Below are 16,414 nucleotides of genomic sequence, written 5' to 3'. Positions count from 1 at the left end.
TAATCTTTTTTCGTTACTTAAAACCTCCAATTATCCTTTCAATCATTATCGCTAATAAAAGAAGTGCTTTCCTTAAAAGGAAAACACTTTTCTTCAGTACTAAATCCTATAGAATTACAGGGAAGCTGGGGTCAGACCCCCGCTGGGTTAAAGTTTTAACGTGGTAAAGTATGAGGAAAGGTGGATGGCATGTGCTTTCTGCCTTTTAATGTTTTTTGTAAGTTTTTTAGCAGAATGAGGAGGATTATGGCTAAAATTGTAGAATGTGTAGAATGTATAGATATATGAATAAATGGTAGAAAGAGAGATGTTATGTCAGTTGTCGAGAAAACATCGTGTTTGGTTTCCAGGTGCCATGTATCACATTACGAGCCGTGGAAATCGTAATATATTTTTTATGATGATTTTGACCGTGAAGTTTATATGCAATTACTAGAAGAAGCCCGTCATTGTTTTCCTTTTCACCTCCACGCCTATTGTCTTATGACCAATCACATACATCTTCAAGTAGAAACCATCCAACATCATCCAAAAGATATAATGAAAATGCTTAATTCCAGATATGCGATGTATTTTAATAAACGACATACCCTAGTAGGGCACGTTTTTCAAGGCAGGTATAGATCAAAAATTATTGATTCCACTGACTATCTTTTAGAAGTTAGTAGATACATTCATTTAAACCCAGTTGAAGCAAAAATGGTGAAAGCTCCTGAAGAATATCGATGGAGCAGCTATACTACCTACATATCGGAATCGATTAATCCCCTTGTTTCAACCACAAAAATATTATCCCATTTTCCTGAACCTCAGAAGGAAAACTACCGCAAATTTGTCGGAATTCCATGGCTAGACTAGACTTGATCACATGTTTCACCCAATAAATATAAGGGTACTGTATGGGTGAGGAGTTGATGATAATGAGTAAAAAAATTGCTGTTTTACTAACGAATGATTTTGAGGATTCCGAATATGTCGAACCTGTACAAGCCTTTAAGGAAAAGGGGCATGAGGTAATCATCATCGAGATGGAAAAGGGAAAAACCGTGAAAGGAAAGCAGGGGAAAAGCGAAGCTGTTATTGATGAAAGCATTGATGATGTATCCCATGGGGAATTTGATGTACTTTTCATACCAGGCGGATTTTCACCGGATATTCTTCGTGCCGACGAGCGTTTTGTTCGTTTCGCAAAAGCATTTATGGAAGCTAAAAAACCTGTATTAGCCATTTGTCATGGACCTCAGCTGCTTATTACAGCGAAAACGCTTGAAGGGCGTGACGTAACAGGCTATAAATCCATTCATGTTGATCTAGAAAATGCTGGCGCTAATTTACATGACAAGGAAGTAGTTGTTTGCCAGAACCAGCTGGTCACAAGCAGACAGCCAGAAGATATACCGGCATTTGTGCAAGAATCCTTAAGAATAATAGGATAACAGTTAGGCAGAAGGGGCTCCTTCTGCCTAACAAATTGGGTCTGACCCCCGTTAGGTACAATGGTGATTTTTTACAAATAAAAAGATAACGAACTGAATTCTGTTTAATCCAATTCCGTTATCTTAAAGGAATATCTAATGAAAATGGTTGTACCTATTGATTCATCATTTATTCCTTAATTTTTTCAAAGGTAATGATTTGATTCATATCTTTAATGTCTAGAGCATGAGCGATACTTGCCAAATGAGGAAAGTGGGCGCTGAGCCTTTTTTGGTTCGCTAATTCACTTATAGTGGCATGACGTACATCGGTGCGGCGAGAAAGTTCCCTTATCGTCATCCCTCTTTCCAACAGTAGACTCTTTAATTTCACAACAACAATCGTATCCATAATTCTCCTTTACCCAATCCATATTTTATATGGTTATTTTTTTAAGAATAATGTTCTTATGGAAAGAAATTAATATCATTGCTATGTGCAGATTTTTAAGATTACTTTTTGGCTTTCTTGAACTTTCTTTTCCTGTTCTTCTTTGGTGGTTCAATGAAATAGGATTGCGGATTATTGGCATTCTCAATGGTAATTCTGCTTAGCTGCTCTGCTGATTTTAACTTGTTATTAAAAGAAAAAAGTTTTGAATCAATCTTGAGTGAAAGCCTATTTCGAAACTCGATTTGTGTTTTACGTTTGATGCTATGTGTTCGTAAGATCTGGCAAGGATTAAACCAAATCGTATCTTCGTGTTTGTGTGATTTGTCAGGAAAGACACAGATGTTGTGTATATGGTTGAGCATGACAGGGCACATCATTTTGTTCTCGATGATGATTTTGGCAGACTCCATGGCACCCTTCAAATTAAATCCAATACTTCTAAGACTATCATCTAATATCTCTAAAGGTGAACGGTCTACGATAAACACACCGTAGAAATCTCTTACTAGCGTACAAACTTTTGCATTTCGATCCAATAAGCCAAACATGTACATCATATGCTGATTAATAACGTAGTAATTTTTAATAATCAAACAAATCACTCCTGAATTTTCATCATATTAGATTTCTTGTTCGAATAGCTGTTAGATATGGGTCCTGTGCTCCAAAAGCCTCCCCTCCAAAGTAAATAGCTAGGTTGAAGTGAAAACTGATGCTATATGTGATGAATACATGTTGAGAAGGTCAAAAAACTAGGGAGATTCTGTTTGGTACCAAGAGGTTCGTTTCAATCAAGATCATGAAGGGAATCAGAATTTTTTTAGGAAAGTAATTCTAGAAGTATTTCTTCTACCATTAAACAATATTGAAACCGTTAATCAAAAAATACCATTTATTACGATAGTATTTCCACCGCATATGCGTACCAATAGTGGAGATTTTGTGAAACTAGTCCAATTATGTCGAATATTGCCAATAAATGATATATCAGGCGGTTTTATACCGCAAACCGCCCGAAATGGGATAAATCTGTTAATTTAGGATTGCAGCCTTTTCTTTTAGCTTTCTTAGTGCCCCAGACTTCCATTGCTTAACAGCAGATACCGATACCTTCTCCTTTTCCGCTATTTCCTTAGTGGTTAGGTGTTCAATTGAGAAGGCGGTTACCCAAATTGATTCTTTTTCCGTCAGACCATCGCAATAGGTTTGAATGGCTTCTTTCTCGAGAAAAAGGGATGATTCAGAGTCTTCAATACATTCCCAGAATTCCCTTTGAGGAAGAACATATTTTTCTTGATACTGGTTGTTTTGGTTCATTTGCGTTAACATTTTTCCTTTCATATAAGTGTAAGCATAATTAGAGAACTTGCCTTTTCCCTCATTATAGGATAGTGAAGCCTCCCAAAGTCCAATTAACCCCGTTTGATAGAATTCATCTTGGTTCCGGTAAATATGCAAAGATTTTATAATCTTATGAATCATAGGTTGATACTGTACCACTAATTCATCAAAGCTCTCCACTGGTAAGATCCTTCAGGCAGCGCGCTTCCGATTATATTCCTAGGTAGCCTTACCATAATTCATATAAAGGAAAACTTCGAATCACAGAAAATTGAATTTAATAATGAAAAATTGATTTTAGGGGGTGAAATTTGATTCAAATTGGAACCGCGATTCCCAAAAAGGGACTTGTTTTTTAATAAGTATAAGAGTTAATATTGGTGTCCCCATCTTAAATAGGTTAAAGGGTTTTAGTATGTGGAAGATTACTAGACCATTGGCCGGTTCTGCTGGCTTTTTAATTGGTGGCATTTAGGAAATAGAGATGTACACCTACCTAGCAAATTGGGTTAATGGTGACGGGGAATTAAGAAGAGCGGATACGTTTTTCCCGCAATATTTCAAAATAAAAAAAGGGCCATTCCTGCTCATTTTCGGAGCGTGAATGGCTCTTCTATTTTAAGTTCTATTAAAAGAAACAATCATTTATGGATGGAATCATCTGTCTTTTTTCAGCCTTTCAAAAGACCTGCATAAGAACCGTTCGCATGATTCCTAATGAATAGCAAGGAGGTTCATTTTTTGACCTCTTTTTGCTTCGAGAGTTAGGGTTACTTTTTCTCCTTGATGGGCGAATAGTACGTTTATCATGTTGCCTGCTGCCTTTGCGTCGTACGTGTTGCCGTTCGACGTGATAAATCGGAAGGTTCCGTTCGGTTCGACACCTCCAATTTGAGCTGTCACCATTAGTTGATTTGCAGTAGATACAGTTGCAGCAGGGACTTTGATTGTTTGTCCAATTTTTAGCCGGGTTGGCTCCAAGGCTGGATTGAGTGCTTGTATGGTTGAGGCAGGGACCCCTAAAGCCTTGCCGATTTTTGTAAAGGTATCACCGCTTTTAATCACATACACAGATGAATCAACTGGTGAGCTGTTGTTGTTACTAGACTCATCTGGTGCAGTAGCTGGCTGTTTTTTCGTTAAAAAGGTTTCACTCACATATGCTGTTTTGCCTTGGAATTGAATCTTGGCCCACCCTTTTGAACTGGAGGTTACCGTTACACGGTCATTAAATTTCAACGAACCCAGGACAGCACTGCTGGTAGTAGCAGCTGCACGAACTCTTAAGGATGTGGCCGTTACATACATGGTTTTCGTTTGAGCTTCGACTGTAGATGTGCCTGCTTGTGCAGGTGCTTTTGTGAGATATTCAGCGCTGACGAAACAAACCCTCCCTTTGATCAGAATGCCAGCCCAACCATCTTCGATAAATGCAACCTTTACGATACTTCCTTTGTTATAGGTTCCAATTATACTGCTTTTCGTGCTTGGCTGTGAGCGGATATTTAGTGTGGTAGCGGTCACCGTTCTATCTTCTACTTTCGGTAAAAGAATTTTTTTGCCGTCAATGGAAGTCAGTCCATTGGCCTCTAATATTTCTTGGGCTGTGACACCATGTTGCATCGCGATGGTTTCAATTTTTTCGCCGCTTTTTACCTGATAGGTGTATTCTGGAATATGAATGGCTGCATTGGCCGTGTTGGAGTACAAGCCAAGGACGACCATAAAAATGCCAGTCACGACCAGTTTTTTTACAACATTTTTTTGAATCCATTCGTGAACCTGTGATACATATGTATTCCAATCTGTGCGGATATCCTTTAAAAACCCTTGGGCATCTAGTACATTTCGAATATCAAAATGGATGCTCTTATAATATTCACGTTTTTCCATTCTTGTGGTGAAAACAGGTACACATTTTGCTTGCTTGCCTTTTCCGTAGGTTTCTTTCCTGCTAAGTGTCCATTCACCATTAACAACTAATTGTGTAGTCAAATTAACCAATTCCCCTTATCTCTTTCTAAATTAACTCTTACTCTGAAATATTCGTAATACTTCGCCATTTTTTGTCCCAAAAATGTCATAATTAGTCGAAAAATGAATATGTTGGAGAAAATACCATTTTTATGTCCCATTTTGTCCACATATCCATACGACAATTGGAAAATTTAAGGACGATTTTGTCTACTTTTATAGAGATGTTTATGTTCTAGGGAAATTGTTATTATCTTTTTAGCGGCTTTGGCTTTAATTCTTCATAAATTATGAAGAATCATTCCTTCGATTAGAGGGTTCACGTAACGGAACAAATAAGGTACTATCTATGGGAATAGATATTTGTTATAACAACTTAACAGGCCGAGGGGGTTACGTATTGAAGAGAGTTGAAATGGAAGAGCTGGGAATAGAAAATGTTCGAGTTTTAAAAAGCTCCGGTTTTAACGGATTTGAAATAGAGTTTTCGGTCTGCGGGCAAACCTTTGTTTTTATCGTAGGGAATTCTAGGAATCCCTATCCACTGAGTGTTAAGCACCAATTTAGTAAGCAAGAAAATTGCAGTTTATGTGAAAAAATTATTTATTCAGCACCCATTGGGCACCAATTGTGTATGTATTTCCAAAATAATAGACAGCAGCTGCTCGAGTATTTTAGTCGGTATATACCAACTGAGGAGTAGAAAGGAAAAGGTATAATCCCACGAACATTTGGGGAATTATACCTTTTTTAGTCGAAATATTTACTTATTCGTAATTTCTTTCTATTACAAAATGGGCCAAATCACCACGAAAGATTGTTTTCGAATATTCTATGATTGTCCCGTCGTTCAAATAGGCAAGGGTATCGAGAGAAAAACAGGGATCACCTATATGGATATGGAGCTTTTCTGCTGATGCTTCATCAGCGATAAATAGCTCCAAGGTTTCAACAGTCTTGCTGATTTTCAAATTAAATTGGGAAGCCAAAAGCTGATATAGTGAATTTTTACACGCTTGTTTATTTAAACCTGGTGTTTTATACCAGGGCAAATAGGCGGTTTCATATTGAATAGGCTCATCATTTACAAATCGGACCCTTTCAAGCACATTAACAGGTTGACCTACATCTATTTTTAGAAGGTCGCTAAGATATTCGTCCGCTGGAATAACTTCCAGTTCGAGAACTTTTATAGATGGAGTTTTTCCCTGCATCGTTATTTGTTCAGCGAATTTTTCAACCGTTGTTGTTAATTTTTGTTTTACTTTATTTGCTGAAACAAAGGTCCCACTACCCCGTTTACGGTAAACATACCCTTCCGCACTAAGCTGCTGTAATGCAGTGCGTACTGTTGTCCTGCTTACTCCATACTTCTCACAAAATTCAGCTTCAGTTGGCAGCTGGGTATGAGGTTTATATTCTCCGTTGTTGATTAATTGAATGATTGCATCCTTCACCTGCTGATGAAGAGCACCGTTATCCTTTAATTCTTCCATCATATCTTCCTCCCTAGTAACTATAGATTATCAGAAAAGCCGTAAGATTTGTATGTATAAGTTCAATTTTAAATAATTTGTTATAACATTTAAAAAAATGTATTGAATTTAATCTTAATTGTCATTACAATGAGATTACAACAATTTATAGTAAGCGATTACATTTTGGTGTTAGGAGGTGGGGCAACCTTCAGCTCTTAATGAGGTTGTGTTCTAGTGATGAATTGGATAAATATTTAATGCCATTATCTTACTTTGAAATCGTTTTCTATTTTAGGGGGTATCTTAAATGAAAATCTTATTGTGTTGTTCTGCTGGTATGTCTACAAGTCTCTTAGTTTCTAAAATGGAGAAAAGTGCGGAAGCTCAAGGGTTAGATTGTACCATCTGGGCTGTCGGCTCGACAGAGGTTCAGGAGCAAATTGAAAAAGCGGAAGCGGATGTATTGCTGCTAGGTCCACAAGTTCGTTTTATGCTTGCACAACTTAAAGCGGCTGGAGAAAAGAAGGGTATTCCAGTGGATTCCATTAACCCTATGCATTATGGCCTTTGCAATGGAGAAGAAGTATTGAAGCAAGCTATTAAGCTTATTAAAGGGGAATAGGGATATGATGAATTTTATAGATAAATATATTATGCCGTTCGCTAATAAACTTGGTAACAATAGGCATCTTCTTGCCATTCGTGACGCTCTAGTCGGAATGATTGCGATTACGATGATTGGGTCATTAGCCGTTTTATTAAATAACTTAGGCTCTGTACCTGGGATCGGGAAACCTTATCAAAATTTAATGATTAGCATTTTCGGAGAAACATGGACCACACTGGGAGGAGATATTTGGTGGGGAACACTTGCGTTTATGACAATCTTTGCGGTGTTCGGAATCTCTCATAAACTTGCTAAATCCTACGGGGATGATGGTTTTGAAGCAATGCTTGTTGCTGCCGCATCTTTCTTTGTGTTAATACCTCAGGTTGGAAATGTAACCATTACTCCAGAGGGTGGAGAAGCAGTTACAGGTGGAGCATGGGGCTTTATCAGCTGGAACTATTTCAGTGCAACGGCATTATTCACAGGGATTGTTGTGGCAATCGCAGCAACTGAAATTTTCGTTCGTTTAGCAAAAGTAAAGAAACTCGAAATTAAATTGCCTGATGGAGTACCGCCGGCAGTTGCCCGCGCGTTTGCAAAGCTTCTTCCGGGAATGGCTACCATCTTCATCATGGGATTGTTTGGTTTAATTTTACGTAAGTTCATCAGCAGCGGCGCTTACTTAAATGACTGGTTAAATACCGTTTTAGTAACTCCGCTGACTGGTGCAGTTGATTCCCTGCCGTTTGCGATTTTAATTGTAGGGCTTGTACACGGCTTCTGGATGATTGGTCTTCATGGTCCGAATATTCTTGGAGGAATTACCACTCCTTTGATGACAAAGCTTGGCCAAGAAAACTTGAACATGTATGCACAAGGAGTTAAGGATTTAAGTGAATATAATGTACTTTCAGGTGCCTTTTTAGATGCATTCGTATATCTAGGCGGATCAGGTGCAACGTTAGGTTTAATCGTTGCTATGTTTATTGCTGGCAGAAAACGGAATAAGCAGTTATTGGCTCTAGGTACACCTCCTGGAATATTCCAAATTAACGAACCAATCCTTTTCGGTTTGCCAATTGTTTTAAACCCAATCTGGTTTATTCCGTTTATTCTTGGTCCAATTTTAATGACAGTGACAGCCTATTTAGCTATTAGTCTTGGGCTTGTACACCCAGTTGTTGCTGATATACCTTGGGTAACGCCAGCGATTATTGGAGGCTTACTTGCAACCGGAGGACATATTTCAGGTGCCGTATTAGCAGCGGTTAACTTAGCGATTTCATTCGTTGTTTATCTTCCGTTTGTCATTGCTCAAGGAAAAATGGATGCTAAAAAAATAAAGGCTGCAGAGAATAAAACTGATACGTTAAACATGTAATCGATTATAACTATATTTCTAAAAAACTGCTGCCCTGACATTTTGTTTTTATAAGTGCTCAGGGCTTTATCTTTTAAAAAATTTTAAAAATTCAGGGGAATAATCCCTTAATTAGAGGTGTGCGGAGTTATGACAACAGGATTGAAGATTGTAACAATCGGTGGTGGTTCTAGTTATACACCAGAATTGATTGAAGGATTTATTAAGTACCATAGTGACCTTCCAGTTCGTGAAATTTGGCTAGTTGATGTGGAAGCAGGTAAGGAAAAACTTGAGATTGTAGGAAACCTTGCAAAAAGAATGGTAAAAGAGGCAGGGGTTCCGATTGAGATTCACTTAACATTAGACCGAAAAGAAGCGTTAAAAAATGCAGACTTTGTCACCACTCAATTTCGAGTAGGTATGCTTGAGGCACGTGGCAAAGATGAGAGCATTCCTTTAAAGCATGGGGTTCTTGGCCAGGAGACAAACGGGCCCGGGGGATTGTTCAAAGCTCTCCGTACAATCCCTGTCATCCTCGATATTTGCCGTGAAATGGAAGAGGTATGTCCTGACGCCTGGCTGATAAACTTTACAAATCCGGCAGGAATGGTTACAGAAGCTGTACTTCGCTACAGCAATATTAAAAAAGTAGTTGGATTGTGCAACGTGCCTATTGGAATGGAAATGGGCGTTGCAAAATTATTAAATGTTGACCACAGCCGGGTCAGAATTGATTTTGCTGGATTAAACCATATGGTATACGGCTTAGATGTTTATGTCGATGGAATATCCGTTAAGGATGAAGTTATTTCTTTACTAACAGACCCGGAGAAAAGTATTACGATGCAAAATATTCATGCGATGGGCTGGGAGCCTGAATTCTTGCAAGCGTTGAACGTTTTCCCATGTCCATACCATAACTACTATTATAAGTCTGGCGACATGCTTGAAAAAGAGCTGAAGAATTTTAATGAAGGCGGCACACGTGCCGAGGTCGTAAAAAAGCTTGAAGACGAACTGTTTGAATTATATAAAGATCCTAATTTAGCGATCAAGCCGCCGCAGTTAGAAAAACGCGGAGGAGCTTATTATAGTGACGCAGCCGTAAGACTCATTCATTCCATGTATACAGATAAACGAGATATCCAGCCTGTAAATACGATCAACAGAGGGGCCATCGCAGGTTTGCCTTATGATTCGGCTGTAGAAGTAAGCTGCGTTATTACGAAGGATGGACCAAAACCAATCACAATGGGTGAACTTCCTGTTGCAATCAGAGGTCTTGTTCAATCAATCAAGTCATTTGAGCAAGTTGCGATTGAGGCAGCTGTTACAGGTGATTATGGAACGGCTTTGCTTGCGATGACGATTAATCCGCTTGTACCTAGTGATCGTGTCGCGAAAATCATATTAGATGAAATGCTTGAAGCACACAAAGCCTATCTGCCGCAGTTTCGTTCATCTATGGTTTGATGATTTAGCTTGCAGGCAGTTCCATGAAAGGAATTCCTGTAAGCCAGTTTATTTTAGGAGGAAGGAATAATGGAAAACTTAGAAACGGTGATTTTTCAGATCATCTTACATGGCGGTAATGGAAAGAGTTCAGCTATGGAGGCGATTCAGGAAGCAAAAAAGGGCAATTTTGCAGGAGCGGAAGAAAAACTAAAGGAGTCATCTGCAGCATTAAATGAGGCTCATCACATCCAGACCTCTCTAATTCAGGGGGAAATTAGGGGAGAAAAGACGGAGATTTCACTGTTAATGGTTCATGCTCAGGACCATTTAATGAATGCCATAACCATGAGGGATTTGGCTTCGGAAATGGTTGATTTATATCGGGCTATTAAATTACCTGGAACGTTAAACTAAAAGGGGATTAGTATGATTACTTTAATCGTCAATGCAGATGATTTTGGGCTTAGCCGCGGGGTAAACAACGGAATCGTCGACAGCTATTTATACGGAATTGTAAATTCCGCAACGATGATGATGAATATGCCGGGGACAGAACATGCGATTGAATTGGCAAAAAAACACCCTGGTTTGCGTGTGGGGATTCACCTTGTTCTGACTTGTGGAAAACCATTATTAAAAAATGTACCTTCTTTAGTAGATGAAAATGGGGACTTTAAGAAATTATCCTACTTAACGAGGACGAAGGACCTTTCGTTGGAGGAACTGGAAAGAGAATGGACAGCTCAAATAGAAAGATTTTTAGCTGCGGGTCTCAAGCCGACGCACTTTGATAGTCATCATCATGTACATACGATGGAAGAATTGCTGCCAGTGGTGCAACGATTAGCAAAAAGGTATAACTTAGCGGTAAGAACAAATGGGAGCAAGAAGATTGCTGAGGTAAAAGCATTTTCAGACCTATGTCTTTTTGACTTTTATGGAGAAGGTGTAACGGAGGAATATTTTCTAAGCCTGGCGGATCGACTAGAAGATGGAAAGAGAGTTGAAATTATGTGCCATCCCGCATACTTGGACAATACCCTTTTAAACGTTTCATCCTACACCCATACTCGATTAACGGAGCTTGATATATTGACGTCTGTCAAATTGCCTGAGAACCTAACCCTATTGTAGACAACTCAGTTGTTTCTACAATATAGGTTTGTTTAACCAAGTTGGTAACCGATATAACTTTTAGATTGTTTGGCCTTTTGTCTATAGCACATGGTTATATCTATATAGTAACAAAAGAGACCGTTCATATTGGACGGTCTTTTTCAAATTCCGTTATCTCAGTTTTTGAAGATTAATAGATTTAAACAAATTTATGATAGTTTTTCACAGCAGTTTCCAATACTTAGCGCTTTTATTATACAAATTAATTCTCCAAAATAAGTAAAATTCTTCTAGTATCTTTCAAATTGCACATGTAAAGAATATAATATTTTGTATGAAAATAATTGTAGAGAGGGGAGCAAATGAAAAAAGGATTATTATTTGGAATCACTTTGGCTGCTCTATTGGTACTGGTTTTTTCTCTATTGAACTCTAAGGAATCGTTTCAAATGGCTGGCAAAGAGATGGGGAAGAGTGTAGTAGAGAAGGAAGAGAATCTGAAGGAAACAAAGGTTCAAAAAGCTCCAACAGCAAAAGTCGAAACAAGGGTTCAAAACTCTGTAACTGTAAATGCCGAAACTGAATCAAATGACGAAAAAACACTGGTTGATGATAAATTTGATTCTAAGGCTGAGTTTAATAGAATCACACAGGAGGCAGAAGGAACCTTAACCGCTTTACTAGAGATAGCCGAGAAGGAAGTAAAAGTGAAAAAAGAAGTCAATATGGATTTATCTATCATTCCAATAAAATATGAGGCGATTCTAAGAGAAAAAGAGAAAGAAGCAGACAGCCAATTTAAAATCTTTTTAGATAAACTGGAATCAGACATGCTTGAAAATAACCTCCCTGCTTCAATGGAAGAAGAGTATAAGCGAGAGTACGAACAAAAGAAGTTAGATCGCTTATTGAGATTAAAGGAAGAAATGAAAAAGCTTGTTTAACCTCAGAAAGTGATAGAAAGAGAGAGAAATTAATAAGTTGGGAGTGGGGCTTTTGAACAACAAGTCACTAGTATTCTTGCTAATCATTTTGTTAATCACGAATCCACTAATGACGATGGCTCAGTCATTCGTTACAAGTGATCAAACCACAGAGTCTGATTATATGGGACCTACTCTTCATAACGTTCAATTATCTACAACAGAGGTCAATGTAGGGGAAGAGATTGTTTTTACAGCCTCAGTATCGGATGACATTTCCGGAGTATCAAGTGTATCTGCCATGATATACTTAGCAGACAAATCAAAACCTAATGGTGCCAGGTACATTGAGTTTGTCTACAACCCTGAATCATCTAATTGGATCGGGACCTATAATGTAGGAGTGAATGATGTACCTGGAGAATGGGTTTTAGAGGAAATTCACATGATGGACAACATGTATAATTCAAACTGGGCTTATATTTCAGAGTCATTTACTATACATAACGCTGACGGAGACTTTACAGCTCCTGCAGTAGAAAACGTTGTCATTGATCCGGTTACTGCTAATGTTGGGGACGTTGTTACTATTTCAATGAAGGTTACCGATGATAAGTCTGATATTTCTTATGTGAATGCATATCTGCAATCTGTTAATGGAACGAATCGTTATGTCTATTTAGAATATGACCAAGAAAAAGGGGAATGGGTTGGTTCATATACTGTACAAAAAAACGACAGTCACGGCTTAAATACCTTAATGGTGGACACACAAGATACAGCAGGTAATTATGGAACGATTGATACGTCTAAAACCCTTTATATCAATAATGAAGATGGAGATTTTACGGCACCGGTTATTGAAAATATCGAGGTTTCACCTTCTGTTATTCAAGTAGGAGAAACGGTGACGATAACGGCTGATGTAAGCGACGGTAAATCAGGAGTTCGTGAAGTATCAGCAAGTCTTCATTCATCTAACTACGAGCACTATGTAACAGTAAAGATGAATTACAATCAAGAACTAAACAAATGGGTAGGTACTTTCACTGCAAAGGAAACTACCTATGATGGTGATTGGTTATTGTATGTAAGTGCAACAGACAATTTTGATAATAATAGCTCAAATTACTATTCATCATATTTTACTGTCATGAATCCTGATGGGGATTATACAGCTCCTACAATCTCAAATTTAGAAGTTAATCCGACCGACGTATCGGTTGGTGAAAAAGTGACATTGTCAGTAACCGTGGAAGATGACAAATCAGGTGTAGCCTATGTTCAAGCATATCTGGACTACTTAGGTTATGTACCATTCAAGTATGATCCTGAAAATGGAAAGTGGACGGCAGCAGTCATGATTCCTGAATCTATTGAAGATGGAAGAGAGATCTTTGTTCATAGTGTAGAAGCCATCGACTTCAAGGGGAATAAAAGGTCTGAATGGTTATCACAATCATTTTATGTATCCAACCCAACTCCGCTCACATTAGAAAACGTTGAATTTTCTTCAAATCCTGTTATGGCAGGCGATAATCTTCAAATTCAAGCGAAATTTGCTAATGATGAAAATGTAATTAACAGTGTAACAGCAAGAATTACGGATGAATTAAATCTCAACAGATATGTAGAACTTACTTATGATTCAGTAAATGGAACATGGATTGGAAGCTATCCTGTAAGTCAAAATGACAAACCTGGAGAATGGTATGTATACTTTAATGTAAAAGATGTAAAAGGAAATCGTCATTATTTTTCAGCAGAGAAGACGTTCACCATAGAAAATCCAAATGCTGATACAGAATTGCCAGTAATCGAAGACGTGACGATTACACCTGATGCAGCAACTTTGGGTGATGAGGTAACGATTGAAGTAGAAGCATCCGATATCGGATCTGGCATCCACTCTGTATATGCCTTCATGAATATGGGGGATCTAGGTTACCGAGATATCACATTTTCCCTTGATCAAACGACCAAGAAATGGATAGGGAAATTCACAGTGGAACAAAGGGATGCATCCGGTATATGGACTGTTGAAATTATGGCAAGGGACTTCGCTGGTAATATTCAGTCTGGTACGTATCAAATGGAAATCGATAATCCAAATCAAGATATAACTGCACCTACAATTGAATCCTTTAACTTTGACAAAATTATTGCACAACCTGGTGATACAGTTCAGTTTGAAGCGAAGGTTAGTGAAAATCAGTCAGGAATGAATAGTGTCTACGTTCAAATCAGTCAGTATGGCAATGCTGAATCTAGAACGAAGAAAGTAACACTATCCTATGATGAGACCCGTGAATTATGGGTAGGATCTTATACAATTCCAGCATACTCCTCTACTGGATTACATTCTATATCATTAGAGGCTGTAGACCAAGCGGGTAATTACGGTGGATACTGGATGAACGATGAATTGTTAATTTTAAATGACACGCCTGATTATGAAAAACCGGTTTTCGAAGAATTGAGCTTTACACCTGGAACCGTTCAATTAGGTGACTCAGTTTCTTTCAGAGTAAAAGCGACAGATGCAGGATCAGAGGTTGAAAGTGTCAGTGTTATTTTCATGGATGGACAGTTTTGGAATGCAAGTGAATTTGGCGGACACTTTGAAACGATCGACTTAGAATATGACCCTAATGAAAACGTCTGGGTTGGAAGTAAAACGATTACTTCAGTTGATTACACAGGAAAATGGAGATTGGAAGTATCGGCAAAGGATAGAGCAGGTAATTACGTATATGACACATTCCCTCAACCTCTATTTGTCGACCAAAACGAAAGTGAACCCGTTACTTCAGTAAATCTTGAAGTTAATCAGACAAGTCCGCAAATTGTAGGTACACCTATTTCTGTTAAGGCAACTTCAGAAGGAAGCAGTAACCCAGAGTATCGGTTCTATGTCCGTGATGATAAAGGAGACGTTACGACTATTCAAGAGTATAGCAGTCAAGATACCATAACATGGACACCGACTGCGCCAGGTAACTATACCATTATTGTGGAGGCAAAGGATAAATACAAAACTGGCTCAGCTAGTTTTTATGAAGCCCGAAATGAACTAAACTATACGATTAATGTTGGAAAAGTTACAAGTTTACAGGTTGATGCGGATCAAGCTTCTCCAAATGTTGTTGGAACACCTATTACGTTTACGGCAACATCTGAAGGAAGCAATGAGCCTGTGTACCTTTTCTATGTTAAAGATAACAAGGGAAATCTAACCACTCTTCAGGAGTATAGTGATGATAACACCTTTACATGGACACCAACGAGTAAAGGCAACTACACTGTAATTGTTCATAGTAAGGACAAGGGATCGAAGGATTTATTTGAAGCTCAAACTGAAATGAGTTATAAGATTAAAGCTGGAAAAGAAACAAGTGTTCAAGTTAAAGCAGATCAGCCTTCATCAACCATTGTTGGAACTCCGATTACGTTAACAGCAGCATCTGAAGGAATCAATCAACCTGAGTACCGATTCTTGGTCAAGGGTGAAAAGGGTGCACCTGCGACTCTTCAGGAGTATAGCAGCAATGATACAGTAACTTGGACACCAACGAGTGCAGGAAGTTACACGATCATTGTTCTTGGTAAAGAAAAGGGCAAACCTGGTTCAGGTGAATCCTTTGAAGCACGGACTGAAATGCTATTTAATGTTAAAGAATAGTACGCTAAAAGAGAGGGGGAAGTACCATTTGGTATTTCTCCCTTTTTCAAAGAGAGAGTTTTTACTCTAAGTATTTTTTAGTCAAATCTTTTCAACATGCAAAGTAAGACGATTAGTGTTTAAACTGAAAAAATTTTAACCAGGATGGCTTCCAAAGAATATACAAAAGGTCTTGCTATCAAGACAATTAATACTAAAAGCGATGTAAAAATAAAATAATCCTTTCGTTTCATGAAAATCCCTCCCATCATATAACTCCAAATACATTATAAAATTATAGAGTTAACTTGATATGTATTTATTGTAAATTTTTGGTTAACATCTACTGCAATTAGACTGTTTGTAGGTGGGAAAAGTTTCAATCGTTCGAAGCTTTTTTTAATTTACGGAGACTTTTTATAAAATTACAATTTATTACAATTTTGTATGACTTATGCATTAAAATGACAGCTACTCTATCATTTTTCGACCTTTTTTGCTAAAATTCATGTTGTACTAGTCTACTAGTTTTACATTTTCTTGGAGGTGCATACACATTATCAAAAAAGCAAACAGGTATATACTGTTGGCCGCCTTTTTTACAATTCTCATATTGTTTAATAA

Annotated in this window: 15 protein-coding genes; 10 read left to right on the top strand and 5 right to left on the bottom strand. The window is 38.0% G+C overall.

Annotation, left to right across the window (positions count from 1 at the left end; genetic code table 11):
- Positions 1-423: 423 nt before the first annotated feature.
- On the top strand, positions 424-858 hold the full coding sequence (locus QNH29_RS28280) for a transposase (RefSeq protein ID WP_283862555.1): 435 nt from the start codon (positions 424-426) through the stop codon (positions 856-858).
- A 62-nt stretch (positions 859-920) separates the two neighbouring features.
- A complete protein-coding gene (locus QNH29_RS28275) occupies positions 921-1,436 on the top strand; it encodes a type 1 glutamine amidotransferase domain-containing protein (RefSeq protein WP_283862554.1) in 516 nt (171 codons plus the stop codon).
- Positions 1,437-1,605: 169 nt separating this feature from the next.
- Here the strand turns inward: QNH29_RS28275 and QNH29_RS28270 are convergent, their stop codons facing one another.
- From QNH29_RS28270 to QNH29_RS28255, 4 genes are all read right to left on the bottom strand, one after another.
- Positions 1,606-1,827: a helix-turn-helix domain-containing protein gene (locus QNH29_RS28270; RefSeq protein ID WP_283862553.1), complete on the bottom strand. Its 222-nt coding sequence runs from the start codon at positions 1,825-1,827 to the stop codon at positions 1,606-1,608.
- A 101-nt stretch (positions 1,828-1,928) separates the two neighbouring features.
- Entirely contained in the window at positions 1,929-2,462 is a 534-nt protein-coding gene (locus tag QNH29_RS28265) for a competence protein ComK (RefSeq protein ID WP_283862552.1), read from the bottom strand.
- Positions 2,463-2,901: 439 nt separating this feature from the next.
- On the bottom strand, positions 2,902-3,390 hold the full coding sequence (locus QNH29_RS28260) for a sigma-70 family RNA polymerase sigma factor (RefSeq protein WP_283862551.1): 489 nt from the start codon (positions 3,388-3,390) through the stop codon (positions 2,902-2,904).
- Positions 3,391-3,924: 534 nt separating this feature from the next.
- Positions 3,925-5,205, bottom strand: a complete 1,281-nt coding sequence (locus QNH29_RS28255) for an SH3 domain-containing protein (RefSeq protein ID WP_283862550.1) — start codon at positions 5,203-5,205, stop codon at positions 3,925-3,927.
- A 379-nt stretch (positions 5,206-5,584) separates the two neighbouring features.
- On the opposite strand from QNH29_RS28255, the gene QNH29_RS28250 reads away from it, so the two are divergent.
- Positions 5,585-5,887 (top strand): hypothetical protein, encoded by a 303-nt coding sequence (locus QNH29_RS28250; RefSeq protein ID WP_283862549.1) that lies wholly within the window; start codon positions 5,585-5,587, stop codon positions 5,885-5,887.
- Positions 5,888-5,951: 64 nt separating this feature from the next.
- On the opposite strand, the gene QNH29_RS28245 is transcribed toward QNH29_RS28250, so the two are convergent.
- Positions 5,952-6,683: a GntR family transcriptional regulator gene (locus QNH29_RS28245; protein ID WP_283862548.1), complete on the bottom strand. Its 732-nt coding sequence runs from the start codon at positions 6,681-6,683 to the stop codon at positions 5,952-5,954.
- A gap of 286 nt (positions 6,684-6,969) precedes the next feature.
- Here QNH29_RS28245 and QNH29_RS28240 point away from each other — a divergent pair, with 286 nt between their 5' ends.
- The 7 genes from QNH29_RS28240 to QNH29_RS28210 all read left to right on the top strand — a co-directional run bounded on the left by QNH29_RS28240 (position 6,970) and on the right by QNH29_RS28210 (position 15,811).
- On the top strand, positions 6,970-7,284 hold the full coding sequence (locus QNH29_RS28240; protein ID WP_283862547.1) for a PTS sugar transporter subunit IIB: 315 nt from the start codon (positions 6,970-6,972) through the stop codon (positions 7,282-7,284).
- 4 nt (positions 7,285-7,288) lie between these two features.
- The gene (locus QNH29_RS28235; RefSeq protein WP_283862546.1) at positions 7,289-8,653 is read left to right on the top strand and encodes a PTS sugar transporter subunit IIC; all 1,365 of its coding nucleotides are present in this window, start codon (positions 7,289-7,291) and stop codon (positions 8,651-8,653) included.
- Positions 8,654-8,782: 129 nt separating this feature from the next.
- Positions 8,783-10,108, top strand: a complete 1,326-nt coding sequence (locus QNH29_RS28230) for a 6-phospho-beta-glucosidase (protein ID WP_283862545.1) — start codon at positions 8,783-8,785, stop codon at positions 10,106-10,108.
- 69 nt (positions 10,109-10,177) lie between these two features.
- Positions 10,178-10,504: a PTS lactose/cellobiose transporter subunit IIA gene (locus tag QNH29_RS28225; RefSeq protein WP_283862544.1), complete on the top strand. Its 327-nt coding sequence runs from the start codon at positions 10,178-10,180 to the stop codon at positions 10,502-10,504.
- Between the two features lie 12 nt (positions 10,505-10,516).
- Entirely contained in the window at positions 10,517-11,224 is a 708-nt protein-coding gene (gene chbG, locus QNH29_RS28220; RefSeq protein ID WP_283862543.1) for a chitin disaccharide deacetylase, read from the top strand.
- A 344-nt stretch (positions 11,225-11,568) separates the two neighbouring features.
- On the top strand, positions 11,569-12,150 hold the full coding sequence (locus QNH29_RS28215; RefSeq protein ID WP_283862542.1) for a hypothetical protein: 582 nt from the start codon (positions 11,569-11,571) through the stop codon (positions 12,148-12,150).
- Between the two features lie 52 nt (positions 12,151-12,202).
- The gene (locus QNH29_RS28210; protein WP_283862541.1) at positions 12,203-15,811 is read left to right on the top strand and encodes a triple tyrosine motif-containing protein; all 3,609 of its coding nucleotides are present in this window, start codon (positions 12,203-12,205) and stop codon (positions 15,809-15,811) included.
- The last annotated feature ends 603 nt before the right edge of the window (positions 15,812-16,414 follow it).

Origin of the sequence: Neobacillus sp. DY30 (assembly GCF_030123065.1) — a bacterium.
Classification (GTDB): domain Bacteria; phylum Bacillota; class Bacilli; order Bacillales; family Cytobacillaceae; genus Neobacillus.
Note: the sequence above shows the minus strand (reverse complement) of the source record. Positions and strands in the feature narration are given on the sequence as shown.